Consider the following 23,594-nt stretch of genomic DNA (forward strand, 5'->3'; position numbering starts at 1 on the left):
GTTCCACCCCCTGCTGGGAATGGTTGTCCGGCGGCGTCCTACTCTCCCACCCCGTCTCCAGGGCAGTACCATCGGCGCTGTGAGGCTAAGCTTCCGGGTTCGGAATGGGACCGGGCGTTTCCCCCACGCTATGACCACCGTAACACTATCGAGAAGGCAAACCCTCTCCGTCACTACCAACCCACAAACCCCCTACAAGGGTGGTGTGCTGGTCGTGTGTCGGGGGTTGGTGCCCGTGACTCGGGAACCGCATAGTGGACGCGTAACAAAACCTTGAGCATTATTAACAGCGTTGAGGTGTTATGAAGTTATCGGCAGTTAGTACCGGTCAGCTCCGACAGTCGTTAGTCCTGTCTTCCACATCCGGCCTATCAACCCAGTGGTCTGCTGGGTGCCTCTCACACCGAAGTGTGTGGAAACCTCATCTCGAAGCAGGCTTCCCGCTTAGATGCTTTCAGCGGTTATCCCTTCCGAACGTAGCCAACCAGCCGTGCTCCTGGCGGAACAACTGGCACACCAGAGGTTCGTCCGTCCCGGTCCTCTCGTACTAGGGACAGCCCTTCTCAAGTTTCCTGCGCGCGCAGCGGATAGGGACCGAACTGTCTCACGACGTTCTAAACCCAGCTCGCGTACCGCTTTAATGGGCGAACAGCCCAACCCTTGGGACCTACTCCAGCCCCAGGATGCGACGAGCCGACATCGAGGTGCCAAACCATGCCGTCGATATGGACTCTTGGGCAAGATCAGCCTGTTATCCCCGGGGTACCTTTTATCCGTTGAGCGACGGCGCTTCCACAAGCCACCGCCGGATCACTAGTTCCGACTTTCGTCCCTGCTCGACCTGTCGGTCTCACAGTCAAGCTCCCTTGTGCACTTGCACTCGACACCTGATTGCCAACCAGGCTGAGGGAACCTTTGAGCGCCTCCGTTACATTTTAGGAGGCAACCGCCCCAGTTAAACTACCCACCAGGCACTGTCCCTGATCCGGATCACGGACCGAGGTTAGACATCCGAAGCGATCAGAGTGGTATTTCAACAATGACTCCACCCGAGCTGGCGCCCTGGCTTCACAGTCTCCCACCTATCCTACACAAACCGCACCGAACACCAATACCAAGCTATAGTAAAGGTCCCGGGTCTTTCCGTCCTGCTGCGCGTAACGAGCATCTTTACTCGTAGTGCAATTTCGCCGAGTTCGCGGTTGAGACAGCGGAGAAGTCGTTACGCCATTCGTGCAGGTCGGAACTTACCCGACAAGGAATTTCGCTACCTTAGGATGGTTATAGTTACCACCGCCGTTTACTGGGGCTTAAATTCTGGGCTTCGCCTTACGGCTAACCCGTCCTCTTAACCTTCCAGCACCGGGCAGGCGTCAGTCCGTATACATCGTCTTGCGACTTCGCACGGACCTGTGTTTTTAGTAAACAGTCGCTTCTCCCTGGTCTCTGCGGCCCTCCCCGCGTCCCCCAGCAAGTGGGTTAACGGTTCAGGCCCCCCTTCTCCCGAAGTTACGGGGGCATTTTGCCGAGTTCCTTAACCACGATTCTCTCGATCGCCTTAGTATTCTCTACCTGACCACCTGAGTCGGTTTAGGGTACGGGCGGCTAGTCCCTCGCGTCGAGGCTTTTCTAGGCAGCATAGGATCACCAGTTTCCCGCGTAAGCGGTCACTATCAGCTCTCACCCTCATGCCCCACGGATTTGCCTATGGGACGGGCTACAACCTTGGACGTGGACAACCATCGCCACGCCTGGCTACCTTCCTGCGTCACCCCTGTTAACACGCTTACCTACTACCGGATCAGGTCCCACGCCTCGCCCACGATGACACCCGAAGGTGCCGGTGTGGGTCCGGGGTGGTTAGTATCACCGGGCTCGGTATGGGCGGTACTTCGCCGGTAGGAGAATATCAACTCCTTGTCCATCGACTACGCCTGTCGGCCTCGCCTTAGGTCCCGACTTACCCAGGGCGGATGAACCTGGCCCTGGAACCCTTGGTCATTCGGCGGACGGGATTCACACCCGTCATTCGCTACTCATGCCTGCATTCTCACTCGTGTAGGCTCCACCGCTAGGTCACCCTGCGACTTCACTGCCCACACGACGCTCCCCTACCCACCCACACACCTGAACACACAGAACAAGTCTGGTGCTGGGCTAACGTGTGAGTGCCACGGCTTCGGCGGTGTGCTTGAGCCCCGCTACATTGTCGGCGCGGAATCACTTGACCAGTGAGCTATTACGCACTCTTTCAAGGGTGGCTGCTTCTAAGCCAACCTCCTGGTTGTCTGTGCAACTCCACATCCTTTCCCACTGAGCACACGCTTAGGGGCCTTAGCCGGTGATCTGGGCTGTTTCCCTCTCGACCACGGAGCTTATCCCCCGCAGTCTCACTGCCGCGCTTGCACTTACCGGCATTCGGAGTTTGGCTGACGTCAGTAACCTGGTGAGGCCCATTAGCCATCCAGTAGCTCTACCTCCGGTAAGAAACACGCGACGCTGCACCTAAATGCATTTCGGGGAGAACCAGCTATCACGAAGTTTGATTGGCCTTTCACCCCTAACCACAGGTCATCCCCCAGGTTTTCAACCCTGGTGGGTTCGGTCCTCCACGCCGTCTTACCGGCGCTTCAACCTGCCCATGGCTAGATCACTTCGCTTCGGGTCTAGACCCGGCGACTCAATCGCCCTATTCGGACTCGCTTTCGCTACGGATACCCCACACGGGTTAACCTCGCCACCGAGCACTAACTCGCAGGCTCATTCTTCAAAAGGCACGCCGTCACCCCTACTAGGGAGGCTCCGACGGATTGTAGGCACACGGTTTCAGGTACTATTTCACTCCCCTCCCGGGTACTTTTCACCTTTCCCTCACGGTACTTGTCCGCTATCGGTCACTAGGTAGTATTTAGGCTTAGCAAGTGGTCTTGCCAGATTCACACGAGATTTCACGGGCCCCGTGCTACTTGGGATCCCCTCCACCAGGCCATGCCATTTCGTCTACGGGACTCCCACCCACTACGGTCCGGTATTCAACCCGGTTCGACTATGACACGACTTTCTTACTGGTCCGGAGACTGTCAGATCTCCACAGAAGGTCCCACAACCCCGCACACGCAACGCCTGACAGCTTGACACGCATACGGTTTGGCCTCATCCGCTTTCGCTCGCCACTACTCACGGAATATCTCTTCCTGTCGGTACTGAGATGTTTCACTTCCCGACGTTCCCTCCACACGCCCTATACATTCAGGCGCGGGTAACCGAACATGACTTCGGCTGGGTTCCCCCATTCGGAGACCCTCGGATCACAGCTCGTCTGCCAACTCCCCGAGGATTATCGCAGGCTACAACGTCCTTCTTCGGCTCCTAGTGCCAAGGCATCCACCAATGTGCCCTAAAAAACTTCAACAACACTACAATCACAGAAACCAAGATGACCGATAAAACAACAAGACCACACACCCGAAGGTACACAGCCCCATCATCTCACGATCGCAATCTTGGAAAATTTCAAAGATGCTCGCGTCCACTATGCAGTTCTCAAGCAACGGACGAACCCACCAGGCAAACCCGCACCACCACACCCAACAACCAACCAGCTCCAAAGAACCAGTCAGCGTGAGCGGGTATGACACGAACCTCGTGACCCGTACTCGAACCAGAAACCCCCGACACATGGCCGGTTGTCTCAGGACCCAACAGTGTGCTCGGCGAACCACCCCCACCCGGCAGACCGCGTTCCAACCCGTGACAAGCACCGGCGTACTAGCAGCCAACCCGGACAGCAGGCGACTCTTCGTCAATGTTCCACCCATGAGCAACCACCCCAGACACGTACGGCCTGGGCCTGGCCTCTGCCACCAGCACCAACCACGCTACGCAGCACCCGCTCCGAAGAACGACCACTGCCGGCAGACGGCGACCCCACTGTGTGGGGGCTGATGGAGATGAGCTCCTTAGAAAGGAGGTGATCCAGCCGCACCTTCCGGTACGGCTACCTTGTTACGACTTAGTCCCAATCGCCAGTCCCACCTTCGACCACTCCCTCCCACAAGGGGTTGGGCCGTGAGCTTCGGGTGTTACCAACTTTCGTGACTTGACGGGCGGTGTGTACAAGGCCCGGGAACGTATTCACCGCAGCGTTGCTGATCTGCGATTACTAGCGACTCCGACTTCACGGGGTCGAGTTGCAGACCCCGATCCGAACTGAGACCGGCTTTTTGGGATTCGCTCCACCTCACGGTATCGCAGCCCTCTGTACCGGCCATTGTAGCATGCGTGAAGCCCAAGACATAAGGGGCATGATGATTTGACGTCATCCCCACCTTCCTCCGAGTTGACCCCGGCAGTCTCCCATGAGTCCCCGGCATAACCCGCTGGCAACATAGGATAAGGGTTGCGCTCGTTGCGGGACTTAACCCAACATCTCACGACACGAGCTGACGACAACCATGCACCACCTGTGTACGAGTGTCCAAAGAGAACCCCATCTCTGGGGCGTTCTCGTACATGTCAAGCCTTGGTAAGGTTCTTCGCGTTGCATCGAATTAATCCGCATGCTCCGCCGCTTGTGCGGGCCCCCGTCAATTCCTTTGAGTTTTAGCCTTGCGGCCGTACTCCCCAGGCGGGGCACTTAATGCGTTAGCTACGGCACAGAACCAGTGGAACTGGCCCCACACCTAGTGCCCAACGTTTACGGCATGGACTACCAGGGTATCTAATCCTGTTCGCTCCCCATGCTTTCGCTCCTCAGCGTCAGTAACTGCCCAGAGACCTGCCTTCGCCATCGGTGTTCCTCCTGATATCTGCGCATTCCACCGCTACACCAGGAATTCCAGTCTCCCCTACAGTACTCTAGTCTGCCCGTACCCGATGCAAGCCCACAGTTGAGCCATGGGATTTCACACCAGACGCGACAGACCGCCTACGAGCTCTTTACGCCCAATAATTCCGGACAACGCTTGCGCCCTACGTATTACCGCGGCTGCTGGCACGTAGTTAGCCGGCGCTTCTTCTGCAGGTACCGTCACTCTCGCTTCTTCCCTGCTGAAAGAGGTTTACAACCCGAAGGCCGTCATCCCTCACGTGGCGTCGCTGCATCAGGCTTTCGCCCATTGTGCAATATTCCCCACTGCTGCCTCCCGTAGGAGTCTGGGCCGTGTCTCAGTCCCAGTGTGGCCGGTCGCCCTCTCAGGCCGGCTACCCGTCGACGCCTTGGTAGGCCATTACCCCACCAACAAGCTGATAGGCCGCGAGCCCATCCCCCACCGAAAAACTTTCCAACACCCACCATGCGGCAAGCGTTCATATCCGGTATTAGACCTCGTTTCCAAGGCTTATCCCGAAGTAGGGGGCAGGTTGCTCACGTGTTACTCACCCGTTCGCCACTGATCCACCCAGCAAGCTGAGCTTCACCGTTCGACTTGCATGTGTTAAGCACGCCACCAGCGTTCGTCCTGAGCCAGGATCAAACTCTCCGTAAAAGAGAAACATCCACACCCACCCCCCGAAAGAGGCAGGCACGAACAAATGATACCGGCCAGATACAAATCTGATGATTTGTGTCCGTCCAAAAAACCCCACAAGACCTGCAACCCACCAACCAGACAGCTGGCACGCCACACCCTCACGAGGATAAAACATTGGCATTGACTATCAAGCACACTGTTGAGTTCTCAAACAACCGACGCACACCGTCAAAGTCGCAATCTTTCCGATCGCTTCCCTGTCCGGGGCAGTTCCTCTAACTTACCAGGCCCTTTCGGACTTTTCCAAATCCCCGCCGGCCAGCTGGCCGGCGGGAATTCTTCGAATCATCCGAAGGAATTCCGGTACCCATTTTAGCCGTCGTCAAAAGCCGAAGCTTCAACGAATTGGCGAGGTAGGGACGCCTCCCAGCAGACCGCGGCGCTAGCCGCTTGCCCGGCGATCGGAGGCAACCTCTGTAACTTACCCTATCACGTTCTCCGGCGCAAGGATCCTGATCAGGTTCCTTGGTTGGGGAGGCGATCTGACAAGCCCCCACCCAGTTCCGGAGCGCACTAGGCTACTACGAGATCTGGGTTGGTTTCCACCCCGGGACCGGCCAGTCGCGCTTCTCGCGCTTCCTGTCCGTACCTCCCTGTCGGGCGAACAACCGGAACATTACACAGCGGGAGGCCCACACGCCAAATCCGCTTGCCAGCGGGCCTTCCGAGGGGCCTGCCGGGGCGGGGCCGTCGGGCAGGGTCCCTCCCGACGGCCACGCGGTCACTCCACCGTGACGGACTTGGCCAGGTTTCGCGGCTTGTCGACGTCGTGCCCGAGCGCGAGCGCCGCGTGGAATGCAAGGAGCTGCATCGGCACCGTCAGGAGCAGCGGATCGAGCTCCCGTTCGTTGCGCGGCACATCGATCCGTTCCGCCTGCAGCTCCCCCAGATCCACGCCGGCGTGCGTGACGACGACCAGCGGCCCGCCTCGCGCGGCGATCTCGTGGAGGGCCGCCACGTTGCGATCGGTCAGTTCGTCGTCCGGCACCACCGCGACGGTCGGTACCTCCGGCGAGATGAGGGCGAGCGGGCCGTGCTTCAGCTCCGACATCTGGTAGGCCTCGGCATGCCGGTAGCTGATCTCCTTGAACTTCTGTGCTCCCTCGCGGGCGACCGGGAAGCCGCGGACCCGACCCACGAAGAACAGGCTCTCTGCTTCGGCGAGCGCCGTGGCGACCTGCGCGATCCGGTCCTCGGTGCTCAGCACCTGCTCGATCTGGGCCGGGAGGTTCTGCAGCCCGGCCACGAGCCGGCGTCCGTCGGCGACGGAGAGGTCGCGCACGCGTCCGAGCTGGAGGGCCAGCAGAGCGAAGCCCACGAACATGGTGGTGAGCGCCTTGGTCGAGGCGACCGCGATCTCGGGACCGGCATGGAGGTAGATGCCGCCGTCGCAGGCGCGGGCTATCGCGGAACCGACCACGTTGACCAGACCGATGACCCGGCCGCCCTTGCGGCGGATCTCCTCTACCGCCAGCAGCGTGTCGATGGTCTCGCCGGACTGGCTCACCGCCACGTACAGGGTGTCCGGCTCGATCACCGGGCTGCGATAGCGGAACTCGCTCGCCGGCTCCGCGTCGGCGGGCACGCGGGCGAGCTCCTCGATGAGGGACGCGCCCATCTGCCCCACGTAGTAGGCGGAGCCGCAGCCCAGGATCTTGACGCGCCGGACCGCGCGCAGCTCGCGGGCATCCATCTCGAGCCCGCCCAGGTGCGCCGTGGCGAACCGTTCGTCAAGGCGGCCCCGCAGTGCGCGCTCCACGCTCGCGGGTTGCTCGAGCATCTCCGTGTACATGCGCGGACGGCCGTCGACCAGACCGTGCTCGTAGGCGCTGGGGTCCACGTCGACCTCGCGCGCCTCGGTCTGCGTACGAGTCAGGTCCCGGCGGAACGTCGTGAACCCGGACGCCGTGACGGTCGCCAGCTCGCCGTCGGCCAGGTGCGCCACCGTGGTGGTGTGGCGCACGAGTGCCGCGAGGTCGGAGGCCACGAACATCTCCTTGTCCCCCACCCCGACGAGGAGAGGGCTGCCGTTGCGGGCCACCACCACCCGGTCCGGGAAGTCGGCGTGCACCACTGCCAGCCCGTAGGTTCCCTCGACGGCGTCGAGCGCGTCGACGACCTTGCCCTCCAGCGAGTCCGCGGTGGAGCGGGCCACGAGATGAGCGAACACCTCGGAGTCGGTGTCGCTGGCGAGCACGACGCCCTGGTCCGTGAGCCGCGCACGGAGTGCGGCGGCGTTGTCGACGATGCCGTTGTGCACCACTGCCACCGCACCGCTCGCGTCCGTGTGCGGGTGGGCGTTGAGGTCGGTCGCAGGGCCGTGCGTCGCCCAGCGGGTGTGGCCGATGCCCACCTGTCCGGACATGCGCTTGGGCAGGACCTCGGCGAGGTCGCGGACGCGTCCGGCCCGCTTCGTCACCCGGGTCCTGGAGCCGACGACGGCGACACCCGCCGAATCGTATCCCCGGTGTTCGAGCCGCCCGAGCGCCTCCACGAGCAACGGGGCGGCGTTCTGGCCGCCGACGTAACCAACGATTCCACACATGTTTGATGCTCCTTCAGGGAACGGAACAGGACCGGGCGCGGTCAGCCGTAGATCATCCGGCGCAGCTGTCGCTCGCTGAGCTGCGGAGCCGCGACGACCTGGTGCTCCAGCTCGGCGGCGATGCGTTCGAAGATCTCCGGGTTCTTGGCGCCGCGGGTCTTCAGCTCGGCGTGCCGCCGTCGGACGACGTCCTCGACCGGAGTGGCGAAGTACGCCACCACGTCGCCGATCACCCGCGCCGCCTCCGCGGGCGAGAGCCCTGTGGTGGCCGCCACGTGGGCGACCAGGTCGGAAGACGTCCTCATGGCGAAGAGACTGGACCCCTCGACAGCGAAGAGCAATTTCTTGCCCGAATTCGGGCAAGATGGGGAGGAGCGAGGGTGTGCGGGCACGAAAACGGCGGCCGCCCGCTTCTCAGCGAGCGACCGCCGTCGCGTTCCGGCGCGGCCGGTCAGGGCGACGTCACTCCGACGTCGCCACCGCCAGCGTCTTCTTGCCCCGGCGCAGCACCGCGAACCGGCCGTGCAGCAGGTCCTCGGAGGCGAGTGCGGCGTCGTCGGACGTCACCTTGACGTTGTTCACGTAGGCACCGCCCTCGGCGATGGCCCGGCGTGCGGCGCCCTTCGACGCCACGAGCCCCGAACCGACCAGGAGGTCGGCGACCGGGTCCCCCGCCTTGGCCGTGACCCGCGGCAGCTCCGAGACCGCTCCGGCGAGCGTCCGGGCGTCGAGCTCGTCGAGCGAGCCACGACCGAACAACGCCTGGCTCGCCGCGATGACCGCCTCCGTGGCGCCGGCGCCGTGGACCAGCGTGGTGACGTCGCCCGCGAGCGCCTTCTGCGCCTCGCGCGCGAAGGGCCGTTCGGCCACCTCGCGCTCGAGCTCAGCGATCTCTTCCTGACTGCGGAACGTGAACACCTTGAGGTAGTTCACGACGTCGGCGTCGGCCTGGTTGAGCCAGAACTGGTAGAAGGCGTACGGGCTCGTCATGTCCGGGTCGAGCCAGACGGCGCCGCCCTCGGACTTGCCGAACTTGGTGCCGTCGGCCTTGGTGATCAGCGGTGTGGTGAGCGCGTGCGCGCTCACGCCCTCGGCCTTGCGGAGCAGCTCGACACCGGCCAGCAGGTTGCCCCACTGGTCGTTACCGCCCAGCTGGAGCGTGATGCCGTGCCGCTTGTACAGCTCGCGGTAGTCCATGCCCTGCAGCACCTGGTAGCTGAACTCGGTGAAGCTGAGGCCGTCCTCCGAGCTGAGCCTGCGCGCGACGATGTCCTTCGACAGCATGGTCCCGAGGCGGAAGTGCTTGCCGATGTCGCGCAGGAACTCGATGGCCGACATCGGACCGGTCCAGTCCAGGTTGTTCACCATCTGCGCCGCGTTCTCGCCGTCGAACGACAGGTGCGGCTCGATCTGCGCGCGGATGCGCTCCACCCAGGCGGCGACGGTCTCGGGCGAGTTGAGGATGCGCTCGCCCGAGTCGCGCGGGTCGCCGATAAGACCCGTCGCACCGCCGACCAGCAGGTACGGCCGGTGACCGGCGTCCTGCAGCCGGCGCGCGGTCAGGACCTGCACCAGGTTGCCGATGTGCAGCGACGGGGCCGTGGGGTCGAAGCCCACGTAATAGTCCACGGTGCCCTCCGACAGTGCAGAACGCAGCGCGGCCTCGTCGGTGGACTGTGCCACCAGGCCTCGCCATTGCAGCTCGTCGAGGATGTCGGTCACCGTGGTTGCTCCTTGTTCCGTGGGTGCGGGCCCGTCCGGGCCGCGCGGCGAGCCGGTAGCCGGCCCGCTGGTCATAGTCTGCCCGACGGCGGGGCGTGGACGCGCACCGGTCTCGCACCCTTGACCTCAACCAAAGTTGAGGAAGAAGAGTGGAGGCATGAGAACACGCTCTCCCCGGCATGCCCGGGTTCCACGTCGCCCGATGACTTCTGGCGCGTCCCGCCGTCGAACGTTCCATGGATACAGAAAAGGCTCCGCGTTCCGCCGCACCCTCGGGCAGGGTTGAGCCATGAGCAACGTCGAGATGCCCGGCTGGAAGCGGAACGTCGGGCTGTTCCTGACCGGGCAGACCATCTCTCTGCTCGGCTCGATGCTGGTGATGTTCGCCGTCATGTGGCACCTCACCATCGAGACCCGATCAGGGTCGGTACTCATGCTGAGCATCGTGTTCGGCATGCTGCCGCAGGCGTTCATGTCGATCTTCGGCGGCGTGTGGGCCGACCGGCATTCCCGCAAGCTCCTGATCATGGGAGCCGACACGACGATCGCGGTGGTGACGCTCGGGCTGGCCCTCCTCATGGCGAGCGGCGTCGACGACCTCTGGGTCATCTACCTGGCGCTGGCCGTCCGGTCGGTGTTCGCGGGGATCCAGACGCCCGCCGTGAGCGCGATGATCCCCCAGATCGCGCCGGCCGATCAGCTGATGCGGGTCAACGGGATGTTCCAGTCGATCCAGTCGGGGATGATGCTCCTCGCCCCGGCCCTGGCCGCCGTGGTCTATGCGTCGTTCGACATCGTCGCCGTGTTCTTCGTGGACGCGGCGACCGCGCTGATCGGTGTGGGCATGCTCGCGATGGTCCGGGTGCCACGGCTGATCCGGTCCGACGCCGCGAACGGCCCGGTCAGCTATTTCGGCGACCTTGCGGCCGGCGTGCGGTACATCGGCTCGAACGCCCCCGTGAAGTGGCTGGTGTCGCTCTTCGCCCTCGTGATGTTCCTGGTCGGCGCGCCGAGCTACCTCACACCGCTGATGGTCACCCGCACCTTCGGGGACGAGGTGTGGAAGCTGACGGCCAACGAGCTGTTCTGGGGCGGCGGCATGCTGCTCGGCGGACTGCTCATGGCGAGCTTCGGGCCCCGGATCAAGCGCCGGGTGCGGCTCATGGTGGGCTCGGTGCTGCTGACGGGTGTGCTCGTCGCCGGGCTCGGCGTGTCGACGAACATGTGGGTGTTCTTCGTGCTCGGACTGCTGATCGGCATCACGTTCGCCACCCTCAACACGCCGGCGTTCACGATCATCCAGGAGCGCGTGGAACCCGAGATGCAAGGCCGGGTGTTCGGCTTCGTCGGCATCGTCATGACCGTCGCGATGCCGCTGTCCATGGTGGTGTTCGGCCCGCTGGCCGACCAGTTCTCCGTGCAGTCGCTCCTCGTCCTGGCCGGTGTGCTGCTGGTCGTCGTGCTGGGCACGATCCTCGCCGTCCCCGCGGCACGACGGTCGCTCGCCCAGGTCGACACGGCGCCGGAGCCGGTCGCCGACCCGCTCGGCGAACCGGTAGCCGAACCGGTAGGGGGACCAGTCGGCGAACCGGCCGCCGAACCGGTCGATGCGGCCGCGGTGGTTCCGGCCGACCACTCGTAGCCGAATCTGGACGGAGGCCGGTCCCGGACGCCCCGGGGCCGGCCTCCTCCGCTGCCCGCCGCACGCCCTGTGCCGCACGACACAGCCGTCCGCCGCGGACCGCGTGCCAGTATTGACGTGTTCCATCGACGGCAGATGTGCGTTCGGAAGGTCCCTGTGAGCACCCCCAAGATCTATGCCCTGCACGAGAACCCCGAATGGTTCCCCCCGTTCGCCGAAGCCTTCGCGGCCGAGGGCGTCGAGTACGTGGAGTGGGTGCTGACCGACGGTGTGCTCGACCTCGACGAGGCTCCGCCCGAGGGCATCTTCTGGTCCCGCATCTCGGCGAGCAGCCACACGCGCGACCACGGGCTGACCAAGGACTACTCCCGCGCCGTGCTGTCCTGGCTCGAGGCCTACGGCCGCCGCACGGTCAACGGCCGCCGGGTGCTCGAGCTGGAGGTCAGCAAGGTGGACCAGCTCACGGCGCTCCGCGCCGCGGGGATCGACACGCCGCGCACGGTGGCCGCCGTCGGACGGGACCAGGTACTGAAGGCCGCGCAGGGGTTCCCCACCCCGTTCGTCACCAAGCACAACCAGGGCGGCAAGGGCCTGGGCGTGCGCAAGTTCGACTCGTTCGAGGACCTGACCGACTACGTCGGGTCCGACGAGTACGAGGAGCCCGTCGACGGCATCACGCTCGTCCAGGAGTACGTGGTCGCTGCCGACGGCGGCATCACCCGGGTGGAGATCGTGGGCGGCGAGATGATCTACGCCGTCCGGGGAGACACCGAGCGTGGCGGGTTCCAGCTGTGCCCCGCCGACGCCTGCGTCATCGACCCGGAGACCGGCCGCCCGGTCCCGCCGGTCGGCGCGACCATCTCCATGGCGCCCGACGAGGAGTGGGGCCTGTTCTCCGAGCGCGAGGGCTACGACGACCCGGTGGTGGCCAAGTACCTCGAGTTCACGAAGCGGCACGGCATCGAGGTCGCCGGCATCGAGAACATCCGGACCGCCGACGGCCGGGTGCTCACGTACGACGTGAACACCAACACGAACTACAACAGCGACGTCGAGCGGGACACCACGAAGTCGGGTCCGCGCGAGATCGTGCGCCATCTGGCCCGCGTGCTCCGAGAGACCTACCCGGCCTCGACCGAACTCATCAACTTCGGTCACTTGGGATGAGATCGGTCGGTTGACTGACCGATCTCATCCCATGCGACCGAACTCAGCGGCCTGCGGAGGGCAAGCGACCGAACTCAGCGGCCTGCGGAGGACATCTGACCGAGGTCAGGTGCGTGCGGGGGCCGCGCGGTAGGCCGAGACGGTCGGCTCGGCATCCAGCCAGAAGCGCCAGGGGAACAGGTCGGCACGGCCTCCCTCGCCGCTCACGCCGACGCGCGGCCCGGTGCGCAGCACGGCAGGGGAACTCGCAGCTCCGGCCGACGGAACGGGCTCGGCCGGAGGGCGGCTCAGCAGCACGGCGCCGTCCGGGTCGGTGACGTCGGCGCCGTCGTCGGACAGGTCGAGGCCCAGGGCGACCGCCAGGCGGGCCGGGCCGCGCGCAAGGTCACGGTCGGACCGGGCCACGCCCGAGGCGAGGCGCCGGGCGCGGGCGAGGTCTGCGCCGTCGACCACCTCCCCCGCCCGGACCAGCACCGCCGACGCCTCCCCCTCCGGGCCGCACACCACGTTCACGCAGTGGTGCAGACCCAGGTGCCGGTACACGTACAACCGCCCGGGCTCACCGAACATCGTCGCGTTCCGCCGGGTGCGTCCGCGATAGGCGTGCGAGCCCGGGTCGGTCGGCCCGTCGTACGCCTCGACCTCCGTGAGGCGCAGGGAGACGACGCCGTCGGCGGTGCGCCGGGTCAGAACGGCCCCCAACAGGTCTCGGGCGACCTCGAGCACCGGCCGTGCGTACCAGTCCCTGCCAGGGACGCTGGCAGGAACGCCGCCGGGAACGCTGGCGGGAACGTCGCCGAGACCACCGCCCGGGCCACCGCTGCGACCACCGCCGGGAGAACTCATGCCCCGATCATGCACGGCGCCGCTACGCGAACGCGAAAGCCGGCGGGAAGATCACGACCACGATCGCCGCCCACCCGGCGTAGGCGGGCAGGTACCGGGTCTGCCACCGCTCGATGGGTCCGAACGGGCGCGTCCCGCGGAGGAACCCGACCGACAGCCAGGCCGACCAGAGCAGGTGCACCAGCAGCACGAGGTTCAGGCCCAGGGCCGCCACCTTGTTGGCGCTGAACCCGAACTCGGCGATGCGGCTCAGCATCGCGGTGAGCGCCACCGCGTCGACCGCGAGCGCCGCGACCACGAGGACGAGCTGGAGCACGTCGAACAGGCCGGGCGGTGCGAGCGTGTCGCGCGCGGAGATCGAGTAGAGCAGCAGGCACAGGACCAGCACGAGCACCATGTCCATGAGGATGAGCAGCTCGCGCTCGGCTCCGAGGGGCCCGCCGGCGGTCGCGAAGACGCCCAGGAAGACCAGCAGCATCGCGATCGTCAGCGGGGTGAAGACGCGCGTGAGGACGGGCGCGATGTTCTCCACGACGTTCTGCTTGGCCTCGACCAGCCAGGCCGCGACGATGAGCGCGCCGGGGACGCAGAACGGGAGGATCCAGGACTCGAGGGCGGGTTCGAAGTCGACGCCGGCCAGCCCGAGAGTGCCCAGCGTGAGGCCGATCAGCACGCCCCCGCCCAGGGCGAGCAGGACGTAGTAGATGGCGAGCTCGCCGGTGAAGCGGACGTAGTCCATGCGGCGGGCGTCGGACCGCCATCGTCCGCCCGCGTAGGCGACCGAGATCAGCGCCCACAGGGCGACTAGCGAGTGGCTGGCCGCGAGGAACAGGGTCGAGCCGTCCGGCTCGAACGGGTAGACGTTCAGCACTACCGCGAGCAGGGCGAACGGGATCAGGAGCGCCACCGCGACCTGCCAGGTCAGCTTCCGCTTCCAGGCGAAGTACCCGGCGAGGAACGGCAGCACGAGCAGGCCGATGTTGCGCATGACGGCCATCTCGTCGCCGATCAGCTCGATCCCGGCCTTGACCGCGATGCCGGCCCCGATCGCGAGCGCCAGCACGACGCCGAGCTCGCGCCAGGGATGCGTGCGGCCGTCTGGCGCGTCGGGGAGCAGGACGAGCTGCTTCCAGAGCCGGTCGGAATGCTCGCGGGCGAACTCGCGGGAGACGTCGTCGAGGTTGCCCATGCGCTTGACCGAGACGAGGAAGGCCTCGTCGTCGTCGAGTCCGGTGCGGGTCAGGTCGGTCACCTGCTCGCGCAGGTGGTCCTCCATCTCCTCGACGTCGCCGGCGGAGATGGCCCGACGGCGCTGGACGTAGCCGCGCCACTGGTCGATCTGCGCCTCGAGCTGCGGGTGGTCGGTCATCAGGCCCACCCTTCTGCCACGGTGGGAGGCTGCTGGACGTCCTGCCACACCTGCTTCAGGGCGTCGGCGACGACGGACCACTGCTGCTGACGGTCGGCGAGGGCGTCGCGGCCCGCTCCCGTGATCGCGTAGTGCTTGCGACGGCGTCCGGCCTCGGACGTGCCCCAGGTGGCCTGCACGTACCCGAGCCGTTCGAGCCGGTGGAGCAGGGGGTAGAGCATGCCGTCGGTCCACTGCATGCGTCCGCCGGAGAGCTCGTTGACGCGCTTGACGATCGCATAGCCGTACGACTCGCCGTCGGCCAGGATGCCGAGGACGAGCGGCGTGGCCGAGGCCGCGACGAGGTCTTTGTCGATGTGCACCCGCACTCCAATGCCTAGTGCTGCTAGGGATAGGAACCCTAGCAGCACTAGGCCTAGCAGATCTAGGTGTTGGCTCTACGTCTCCTCGGCCGGCGTGCCGAACCCGTCCAGCCGCACGTCAGCGCGTTCCCGCGTGCGCTCACGCTCGTAGTGCGCCGCCTCGTCGGCCATCCAGGCGATCCAGTGGTCGCGCGCTTCGGCGCCGTCGCGCTCCAGGCCCCGGCGCAGGCGTTCGGCGTCGTCGGCCTCCACCCAGATGCGGTACGCGCCCAGCGCGTCCACCTGGCGCGCCGCCGCGCCACAGCCCTCCACCACGAGATGGGCCGACGGCGGGACGGCGTGCCACTCGGCCCAGTCGCCGTCGACCCAGTCGTAGCGCCGGTAGCGGACCTGCTCCCCGGCCACCAGCGGGTCCAGGACCCACCGGCGGAGGTTCGCCGCGCCGCCGTCCGGCCCGCCGGACCAGCCCTCGTAGAGGTCGTCCATATGGATGACCGGTGCCTCCAGCGCGTCGGCCAGCTGGGCACCCAGGGTCGTCTTGCCGGAGCCGGCCGGCCCGTCGACGCACACGAGACGCGCGTCGGCGACCCGGATGCGGTCGAGCAGCTCACCCAGCACGGATGGCGGGACGGTCACGCGGCATCACTCCTCAGAGAACTCGCCGGCCCAGCGATTGCGCCCAGAGCTCACGCGAATCCTGGGCGCAATCGCTGGGCCGGCGACGGATCAGGACAGACCTACTCCGGCTCGGCCCAGAAGCGGTACTCCGTCGAACGTTCCTTCGCCAGCTCGATCTGTTCCCGGACCCGGGCCGGGGCGGTGCCGCCGACCGCGTCGCGCGAGGCGAGCGAGCCCTCGACGGACAGCACGCCCCGCACCTCCGGTGTGAGGTGCTCCGAGATCTTGGCGAGGTCGTCGTCGGACAGGTCCCAGAGCTCGATGCCGCGCGCCTCGCACTCCTGCACGCAGGAGCCGGCCACCTCGTGCGCCACCCGGAACGGGACGCCCTGCCGCACGAGCCACTCCGCGATGTCCGTGGCGAGCGAGAAGCCCTGCGGGGCGAGCTCGGCCATCCGGTCCGTGTCGAAGACCATGGTGCGCACCATGCCCGAGAACGCGGGCAGGACCGTCGTGAGCGTCGCCACCTGGTCGAACACCGGCTCCTTGTCCTCCTGCAGGTCGCGGTTGTACGCGAGCGGGAGGCCCTTGAGCGTGGTGAGCAGCCCCACCAGGTCGCCGATCACGCGACCCGCTTTGCCGCGCGCGAGCTCGGCGATGTCCGGGTTCTTCTTCTGCGGCATGATCGACGAACCCGTTGAGTAGGCGTCGTCCAGCCGGACGAAGCCGAACTCCTTGGTGTTCCAGAGGATGACCTCCTCCGCGATCCGCGACAGGTCCACCGCGATCATCGCCGCGACGAACGCGAACTCCGCCGCCACGTCACGTGACGCCGTGCCGTCGATCGAGTTCTCGACCGGACCGCCCTCCAGCCCCAGGTCGGTGGCCACCGCCGCCGGGTCCAGACCGAGGGACGAGCCCGCGAGCGCGCCGGACCCGTAGGGCGACTTCGACGCCCGCACGTCCCAGTCGAGGAGTCGGTCGACGTCACGCAGCAGCGGCCAGGCGTGCGCCAGCAGATGATGCGCGAGCAGGACCGGCTGGGCGTGCTGCAGGTGCGTGCGCCCCGGCATGGGGGCGTCGCCCGCGGCGATCGCCTGGGTGATCAGCTCGTCCACGAGGTCGAGGACCTGTGCGCCGATGGTCCTGGCCCGGTCCCGCAGGTAGAGGCGCACCAGGGTGGCGATCTGGTCGTTCCGGGACCGGCCGGCGCGGAGCTTGCCGCCCAGCTCCTCCCCCGCCCGCTCCAGCAGCCCGCGTTCGAGGGCGGTGTGCACGTCCTCGTCGTCCAGCACCGGGAGGAACGCGCCGGAGGCGACGTCCTGCTCCAGCACGTCCAGGGCGTCGATCATCCGGGCGAGCTCCGGCTCGGCGAGCAGGCCCGCGCCCGCCAGCACGCGTGCGTGCGCCTTCGAGCCGGCGATGTCGTAGGGCGCGAGCTGCCAGTCGAAGTGCGTCGACTGGGAGAGCGCGGCCAGCTCCGGCGCCGGTCCCCCGGCGAACCGGCCGCCCCAGAGGGCTACCTTCTCGCCCGAGGGCGCACCGACGGTGCCGGAGGCCGGCCGCTCGACTCCCGTCGCCGCGGCGTCCGGACCCGTGCTGTCATGACCTGTGCCGTCGTGCTCCGTCACAGTGTCCCGACCCCCAGGTCCACGCCGTTGCCGAACTTCTCGTCGCGCGCGGCGGCGAGCTTGGCCGTGAGGCCGTAGATCTCGATGAAGCCACGGGCCTGCGACTGGTCGAACGCGTCGCCCTCGTCGTAGGTGGCGAGGTTGAAGTCGTAGAGCGACTGCTCCGAGCGGCGCCCGGTCACGGTGGCGCGGCCACCGTGCAGCACCATGCGGATCTCGCCGGAGACGTACCGCTGGGTGTCGTCGACGAAGACGTCGAGCGACTTCTTCAGCGGCGAGAACCACATGCCGTCGTACACGAGCTCGCTCCAGCGCTGCTCCACCTGCCGCTTGAACCGGGCCTGCTCCCGCTCGAGCGTGACGTTCTCCAGCTCCTGGTGCGCGGCGATGAGCGCGATCGCACCGGGGGCCTCGTAGATCTCGCGGGACTTGATGCCCACGAGGCGGTCCTCGACGATGTCGATGCGGCCGACACCCTGCGCTCCGGCGCGGCGGTTCATCTCCTGGATGGCCTGCAGCGGGGTGACGGCGACGCCGTCGATCGCGACCGGGACGCCCTGCTCGAAGGTGATCAGCACCTCGTCGGCGACCGGCGGGAACGTCGGGTCGTCGGTGTAGGAGTAGACGTCCTTGGTGGGCTCGTTCCAGATGTCCTCGAGGAAGCCCGTCTCGACGGCACGGCCCCACACGTTCTGGTCGATCGAGAACGGGTTGTTCTTCGTGGTCGCGATCGGCAGGTCGTGCTTCTCCGCGTAGTCGATGGCCTTCTCACGGGTCAGCGCGAGGTCACGCACGGGCGCGATCGACTTCAGGTCGGGTGCCAGCGACGTCGTGGCCACCTCGAAGCGGACCTGGTCGTTGCCCTTGCCGGTGCAGCCGTGCGCCACGGTCGAGGCGCCGAACTGGCGGGCCGCGCGCACCATGTGCTTGACGATCACGGGCCGGGAGATGGCGGAGACCAGCGGGTAACGATCGAGGTACATGCCGTTGGCCCGCAGGGCGGGCATGCAGTACTCCGCGGCGAACTCGTCGCGCGCGTCGGCGACGTACGCCTCGACGGCGCCGCAGTCCAGCGCGCGCTTGCGGATGACGTTCATGTCCTCGCCGCCCTGGCCGACGTCAACGGCCACGGCGACCACCTCGGCCCCGGTGGCCTCGGCGATCCAGCCGATGGCGACGGAGGTGTCCAGGCCGCCCGAGTAGGCGAGCACGACGCGTTCAGTCATGATTGACGATCTCTTTCCGGTGGTGGTGTCTGGTGCGATTGTGGTGTGTTCTCAGGCGCTGAGCGCGAGGAAGCGCCCGGCCAGCGCGGCGCCGTCGGCGTCGCGTGCGATCACGAGGATCGTGTCGTCCCCCGCGATGGTGCCGAGCATCCCGGGAAACACGGAGTGGTCGATCGCCGAGGCCAGCAGGTTGGCCGCCCCCGGCGGGGTGCGGAGCACGACGAGGTTGCCCGACGACTCCGCGGAGACCAGCAGCTCCTTGGCGAGCCGGGTCAGCCGCGCGGACAGGTACTCCTCGCTCGCGTCCGACTGTGCGCTGCGGTCCCCGCCCTCACCAGGGACCGCGTAGACCAGGGTGCCGTCCGAGCCCCGCACCTTCTCGGCCTGCAGCTCGATGAGGTCGCGCGAGAGCGTGCCCTGCGTGACGATCACGCCGTCGGCCGCGAGCGCGTCGGCCAGCTCCGCCTGCGAGTGGATGGCGTTGCGGAGCACGATCTCGGTGATCCGGGCGTGCCGGGCCGCCTTGGTCGTGGCGGTCGTCGCCGTCTGCTTGGTGACCATCAGCCCTGCTCCAGCAGCCAGGCCAGCAGCGCCTTCTGCGCGTGCAGGCGGTTCTCGGCCTCGTCCCAGACCACGGACTGCGGCCCGTCGATCACCTCGGCCGTGATCTCCCTGCCACGGTAGGCAGGGAGGCAGTGCAGCACCAGCGCGTCGGGAGCGGCGGCCTGGAGCAGCTCCTGGCCGAGCTGGAAGTCCCAGAACGGCTTGGCCCGTTCCGCGGCCTCGACCTCGTCGCCCATCGACACCCAGGTGTCGGTGGCCACGACGTCGGCGCCCGCGACGGCCTCCTTGGCGGAGGTCGTCACGGTCACCGAGCCGCCCGTCGCACCGGCGATCTCACGTGCCCGGGCAACCACGGCGGCGTCGGGCAGGAAGCCCTCCGGCCCCGCGACCCGCACGTGCATCCCCGCCGTGGTCCCACCCAGCAGGTACGAGCACGCCATGTTGTTCGCGGCGTCGCCGACGTACGCGAACGTGGTGCCCGGCACGGCGTCGAGGCCCCGGTGCTGGGCCACCGTGAGCAGGTCGGCGAGGATCTGGCACGGGTGGAACTGGTCGGTCAGCGCGTTGACGACCGGCACGCGCGAGACGGCGGCCATCTCCTCGATGCGCTCCTGACCGAAGGTGCGCCACACGATGGCGGAGACCTGCCGGTCCAGGACGCGTGTGGTGTCCGCGATGGACTCGCGCACGCCGATCTTGGCGAGGTTGCCGTCCACCAGGAGGGGGAAGCCGCCGAGCTCGGCGATGCCCGTGGCGAACGAGACCTGGGTACGCAGCGTCGGCTTGTCGGTGATGAACGCGACGGCGTGCGGCCCCTCCAGCGGGCGGCGGGCGAACCGGTCCTCGCGCAGGGCGAGGCCCAGCTCCAGGACGGCCCTCTGCTCGGCCGGCGCGAGGTCGTCGTCACGCAGGAAATGGCGGGTCACATGTCCTCCTTGGACTCGTCAGGCAGCGAGAGCGTCGCGAAGAAGCGGGCGGCGTCCATGGCCTGCTCCGCGGTCAGGATCAGGGGCGGGGCGAGCCGGACCGCGTCGGGCGCCACCGCGTTCACGATGAACCCGGCCCGGAGCGCCGCGGCGGCCACCTGCGCCGCCACGGGCTCGTTCAGCACGACGGCGAGCAGCAGGCCGCGGCCACGGACCTCCTTGACGAGCGGGCTGCCGCACATCTCGATCTCCTGGCGCAGCAGCGCCCCGACCTCGCGGACGTTCGCCAGCAGCCCGTCGCGCTCGATCACGCCGATCGTCGCGAGCGCCGCCGCGGCGGCGACAGGGTTGCCGCCGAAGGTGCTGCCGTGCTGTCCACGGCCCAGCAGGTTCGCGGCCGCGCCGTACGCGATCACCGCGCCGACGGGGAAGCCGCCACCGAGGCCCTTGGCGGCCAGGACGACGTCGGGCACGATGCCGCCGCCGATCTCCGGCTGCTGGTAGGCGAACCAGGAACCGCACCGGCCCACGCCCGTCTGGACCTCGTCCAGGACGAGCAGCGCACCGTGCGCCGTGGTCAGGCGGCGGGCCGCTGCGAGGTAGCCGGGCGGGAGGGGCCGCACCCCGGCCTCGCCCTGCACCGGCTCGACCACCAGCGCCGCCACCTCGCCGTGCTCGGCGACCGACGCCGGTGCGAACGCGGCCTCCAGAGCGGCGAGGTCACCGAACGGCAGGTGCTCGACACCACCGGGCAGCGGCTCGAACGGCTCCCGGTAGGCGGTCTTCGCCGTCAGCGCGAGGGCACCCATCGACCGGCCGTGGAAGGCCCCCTCGAGGGCGAGCACGCGGGTGCGGGTGCCTACGCCGGACGACGAGGCGACCCGGCGCGTCATCTTGAACGCCGCCTCGACCGCCTCGGTGCCCGAGTTGGTCAGGAACACACGCGACCCGTCCGGGGCCTGCGCCGTGCGCAGCAGCGTCTCGGCCAGCGCGATCTGGGCGGGCGTGCCGAAGAAGTTCGACACGTGCCCCAGCGTGCCGAGCTGTGCGCTGATGGCCGCGGTGAGGGTCGGATGGGCGTGGCCCAGCGAGTTCACCGCGATGCCGCCGAGCAGATCGAGGTACCGCTCGCCGTCCGCGTCCCACACGTACGCGCCCTCACCACGCACCAGCACCTGCTGCGGCGGGCCGAACGTGTCCATCACCGCGCCCGAGTACCGCTGCGTCCACCCCTCGACCGATCCGTCGGCCGACAGTGCCGAGCCTTCTACGGGGATCACCGTGCTCATGCGCCGGCACCTTCCTCTGCGGGGACGACCATCGTGCCGTTGCCCCGGGTGGTGAAGACCTCCAGGAGCGCGCTGTGCGGCTGGCGCCCGTCGATGACCGTCGCGGCGGCCACCCCGCCCTCGACCGCGCGCAGGCACGCCTCCATCTTGGGCACCATGCCGGACTCCAGGCTCGGCAGGAGCTGGGAGAGCTCCGGCGCCGTGATGCGCTCCACCAGCGAGGTCCGGTCGGGCCACGCCGTGTACAGGCCCTCGACGTCCGTCAGGACGATGAGCTTCTTGGCGCCCAGGGCCACCGCGAGCGCCGACGCCGCGGTGTCCGCGTTGACGTTGAGCACCTGGGTGGGGTCGTCCTTGTCGGGTGCGATCGTGGACACCACGGGGATGCGGCCGGCCTGCAGCAGGTCCTCGACGGCACGGGGGTCCACCTGCACGACGTCGCCCACGAGCCCGACGTCGACGGGTTCGCCGTGCACCACGGCGTGCCGGCGTTCGGCGCCGAGCAGGCCGCCGTCCTCCCCCGACAGGCCGACGGCGACCGGGCCGTGCGCGTTGATCAGGCCGACCAGCTCGCGGCTGACCTGCCCGGTCAGGACCATGCGCACCACCTCCATCGCCTCGGGCGTGGTGACACGCAGGCCACCCTTGAACTCCGAGGCGATGCCGAGGCGGTCCAGCATCGCGTTGATCTGCGGTCCCCCGCCGTGCACGACGACCGGCCGCAGGCCCACCTGGCGCAGGAACACCATGTCCTGGGCGAACGCGGCCTTGAGGCCGGCGTCGATCATCGCGTTGCCGCCGTACTTGACGACGACGAGCGCGCCGGAGAACTCCTGCAGCCAGGGCAGGGCCTCGATGAGCACCTCCGCCTTCTGGTCGGGGCGCAGCCCGTTGACGATGTCGCTGCTCATGAGCTGTACGCGCTGTTCTCGTGGACGTAGTCGTGCGTGAGGTCGTTGGTCCAGAGCGTGATCTCGGCGTCGCCGGCGTGCAGGTCGATGGTGAAGGTGACGTCCCGCGCCGCCGCCATGTCGACCTTCTCCGGCGGCTCGAAGGCACCGCCCGCCTTGCAGACGAGCACCCCGTTGACGCTGACGTCGAGCTCGGCCGGGTCGAACGGGGCGACCTCCTCCGGCACGGTGCCGACCTGCGACAGGATGCGGCCCCAGTTGGGGTCGTTGCCGAAGACCGCGGCCTTGACGAGGTTGGACCGGCTCACGGCCCGCGCGACCGCGAGCGCCGCGTCCTCGGTGGTGGCGTTCGTGACGGTGATGGCGATGTCGTGGGACGCACCCTCGGCGTCGGCCACGAGCTGGCGGGCGAGGTCCGCGCACACGGCCGTGACCGCCTCGGTGAGCACGTCGGGGTCGGGCGTGACCTCCGCCGCGCCCGAGGCCATCAGCACCACGGTGTCCGAGGTGGACATGGCGCCGTCCGAGTCGACGCGGTCGAAGGTGACGCGGGTGGCGGCCCGCAGGGCGGCGTCGGCGTCGACCGTGTGGACCACGGCGTCGGTGGTCACCACGCACAGCATCGTGGCCAGGGCGGGCGCGAGCATGCCCGCGCCCTTGGCCATGCCACCGACCGTGAAGGTGCCCTGCGGGGTCTCGACCGTGCGCACCGCCGTCTTGGCGACGGTGTCGGTGGTCATGATGGCGGTGGCCGCGGCCTGTCCGGCCGCCGCGTCGGCCGCGAGCGCGCCGACCGCGACGGGGACGCCCGCCAGGAGCTTGTCCGCGGCGAGCCGGACGCCGATCAGGCCGGTCGAGCCGACCAGCACGTCGATCGCGCCGATGCCCAGCTCGGCGGCGACCTTCTCGGCGGTGGCGTGCGCGTCCTGGAAACCGCCCGGACCGGTGCACACGTTGGCGCCGCCGGAGTTGAGGACGACGGCGCGGGCGACACCGTCCTTGACCGCCTGGCGCGACCACATCACGGGTGCGCCGACCACCCGGTTGCTCGTGAAGACGGCGGACGCGGTGTGCTCGGGTCCGTCGTTGACGACGAGTGCCAGGTCCGGCGTACCGGACGCCTTGAGGCCGGCCGTGATGCCGGCCGCCCGGAAGCCTTGTGCCGCGGTGACGCTCACTGTGCTCCCCCGGTCCGGACTGCCTGGGACAGAACTACCTGGGACAGAACTACCTCGGTCAGGGCTC

General features: G+C 67.5%; 16 protein-coding genes and 3 rRNA genes. 2 read left to right on the forward strand and 17 right to left on the reverse strand.

Annotation, left to right across the window (positions count from 1 at the left end):
* Positions 1-25 precede the first annotated feature (25 nt).
* The 6 genes from rrf to tyrS all read right to left on the reverse strand — a co-directional run bounded on the left by rrf (position 26) and on the right by tyrS (position 9,798).
* Positions 26-142 (reverse strand): 5S ribosomal RNA (rrf, locus tag ACFSL2_RS07350).
* 157 nt (positions 143-299) lie between these two features.
* A 23S ribosomal RNA gene (locus ACFSL2_RS07355) occupies positions 300-3,412 on the reverse strand.
* A 551-nt stretch (positions 3,413-3,963) separates the two neighbouring features.
* A 16S ribosomal RNA gene (locus tag ACFSL2_RS07360) occupies positions 3,964-5,486 on the reverse strand.
* The 16S, 23S and 5S rRNA genes sit together here, the layout of an rRNA operon.
* A 766-nt stretch (positions 5,487-6,252) precedes the next feature.
* A complete protein-coding gene (glmS, locus tag ACFSL2_RS07365; RefSeq protein WP_377197226.1) occupies positions 6,253-8,076 on the reverse strand; it encodes a glutamine--fructose-6-phosphate transaminase (isomerizing) in 1,824 nt (607 codons plus the stop codon).
* 41 nt (positions 8,077-8,117) lie between these two features.
* Positions 8,118-8,381, reverse strand: a complete 264-nt coding sequence (locus tag ACFSL2_RS07370; protein ID WP_377197227.1) for a hypothetical protein — start codon at positions 8,379-8,381, stop codon at positions 8,118-8,120.
* A gap of 157 nt (positions 8,382-8,538) precedes the next feature.
* Positions 8,539-9,798 carry a tyrosine--tRNA ligase gene (gene tyrS, locus ACFSL2_RS07375; RefSeq protein WP_377197228.1) on the reverse strand — a complete coding sequence of 420 codons (1,260 nt, stop codon included), beginning with the start codon at positions 9,796-9,798 and terminating at the stop codon, positions 8,539-8,541.
* A 289-nt stretch (positions 9,799-10,087) separates the two neighbouring features.
* Between tyrS and ACFSL2_RS07380 the strand changes: the two genes are divergently transcribed.
* Positions 10,088-11,440: an MFS transporter gene (locus ACFSL2_RS07380; RefSeq protein WP_377197229.1), complete on the forward strand. Its 1,353-nt coding sequence runs from the start codon at positions 10,088-10,090 to the stop codon at positions 11,438-11,440.
* A gap of 135 nt (positions 11,441-11,575) precedes the next feature.
* On the forward strand, positions 11,576-12,607 hold the full coding sequence (locus ACFSL2_RS07385; RefSeq protein WP_377197230.1) for an ATP-grasp domain-containing protein: 1,032 nt from the start codon (positions 11,576-11,578) through the stop codon (positions 12,605-12,607).
* A 105-nt stretch (positions 12,608-12,712) separates the two neighbouring features.
* Here the strand turns inward: ACFSL2_RS07385 and ACFSL2_RS07390 are convergent, their stop codons facing one another.
* The 11 genes from ACFSL2_RS07390 to argJ form a co-directional block, all read right to left on the reverse strand.
* Positions 12,713-13,453, reverse strand: coding sequence for a DNA-3-methyladenine glycosylase (locus ACFSL2_RS07390; RefSeq protein ID WP_377197231.1), 741 nt, complete (start codon positions 13,451-13,453; stop codon positions 12,713-12,715).
* Positions 13,454-13,475: 22 nt separating this feature from the next.
* Positions 13,476-14,822, reverse strand: a complete 1,347-nt coding sequence (locus tag ACFSL2_RS07395) for a permease prefix domain 1-containing protein (protein ID WP_377197232.1) — start codon at positions 14,820-14,822, stop codon at positions 13,476-13,478.
* A complete protein-coding gene (locus ACFSL2_RS07400) occupies positions 14,822-15,184 on the reverse strand; it encodes a PadR family transcriptional regulator (RefSeq protein WP_377197233.1) in 363 nt (120 codons plus the stop codon). Before ACFSL2_RS07400 ends, ACFSL2_RS07395 begins: the two co-directional genes overlap by 1 nt.
* A gap of 75 nt (positions 15,185-15,259) precedes the next feature.
* Positions 15,260-15,820, reverse strand: a complete 561-nt coding sequence (locus ACFSL2_RS07405; RefSeq protein WP_377197234.1) for a uridine kinase family protein — start codon at positions 15,818-15,820, stop codon at positions 15,260-15,262.
* 101 nt (positions 15,821-15,921) lie between these two features.
* A complete protein-coding gene (gene argH, locus ACFSL2_RS07410) occupies positions 15,922-17,433 on the reverse strand; it encodes an argininosuccinate lyase (protein ID WP_377197235.1) in 1,512 nt (503 codons plus the stop codon).
* Positions 17,430-18,659 carry an argininosuccinate synthase gene (locus ACFSL2_RS07415; protein ID WP_377197236.1) on the reverse strand — a complete coding sequence of 410 codons (1,230 nt, stop codon included), beginning with the start codon at positions 18,657-18,659 and terminating at the stop codon, positions 17,430-17,432. The genes argH and ACFSL2_RS07415 overlap by 4 nt, the downstream gene beginning before the upstream one ends.
* Positions 18,660-18,710: 51 nt before the next feature.
* Positions 18,711-19,220: an arginine repressor gene (locus ACFSL2_RS07420; protein WP_377197237.1), complete on the reverse strand. Its 510-nt coding sequence runs from the start codon at positions 19,218-19,220 to the stop codon at positions 18,711-18,713.
* A complete protein-coding gene (gene argF, locus ACFSL2_RS07425) occupies positions 19,220-20,149 on the reverse strand; it encodes an ornithine carbamoyltransferase (protein ID WP_377197238.1) in 930 nt (309 codons plus the stop codon). The genes ACFSL2_RS07420 and argF overlap by 1 nt, the downstream gene beginning before the upstream one ends.
* Complete coding sequence (locus tag ACFSL2_RS07430) at positions 20,146-21,438, reverse strand: acetylornithine transaminase (protein ID WP_377197239.1); 1,293 nt, start codon at positions 21,436-21,438, stop codon at positions 20,146-20,148. Before ACFSL2_RS07430 ends, argF begins: the two co-directional genes overlap by 4 nt.
* Positions 21,435-22,349, reverse strand: coding sequence for an acetylglutamate kinase (gene argB, locus ACFSL2_RS07435; RefSeq protein WP_377197240.1), 915 nt, complete (start codon positions 22,347-22,349; stop codon positions 21,435-21,437). Before argB ends, ACFSL2_RS07430 begins: the two co-directional genes overlap by 4 nt.
* Entirely contained in the window at positions 22,346-23,527 is a 1,182-nt protein-coding gene (gene argJ, locus ACFSL2_RS07440) for a bifunctional glutamate N-acetyltransferase/amino-acid acetyltransferase ArgJ (protein ID WP_377197241.1), read from the reverse strand. The genes argB and argJ overlap by 4 nt, the downstream gene beginning before the upstream one ends.
* Between the last annotated feature and the right edge of the window lie 67 nt (positions 23,528-23,594).

It is taken from the genome of Promicromonospora aerolata, from assembly GCF_042682255.1.
GTDB classification, from domain to species: Bacteria; Actinomycetota; Actinomycetes; order Actinomycetales; family Cellulomonadaceae; genus Promicromonospora; species Promicromonospora aerolata.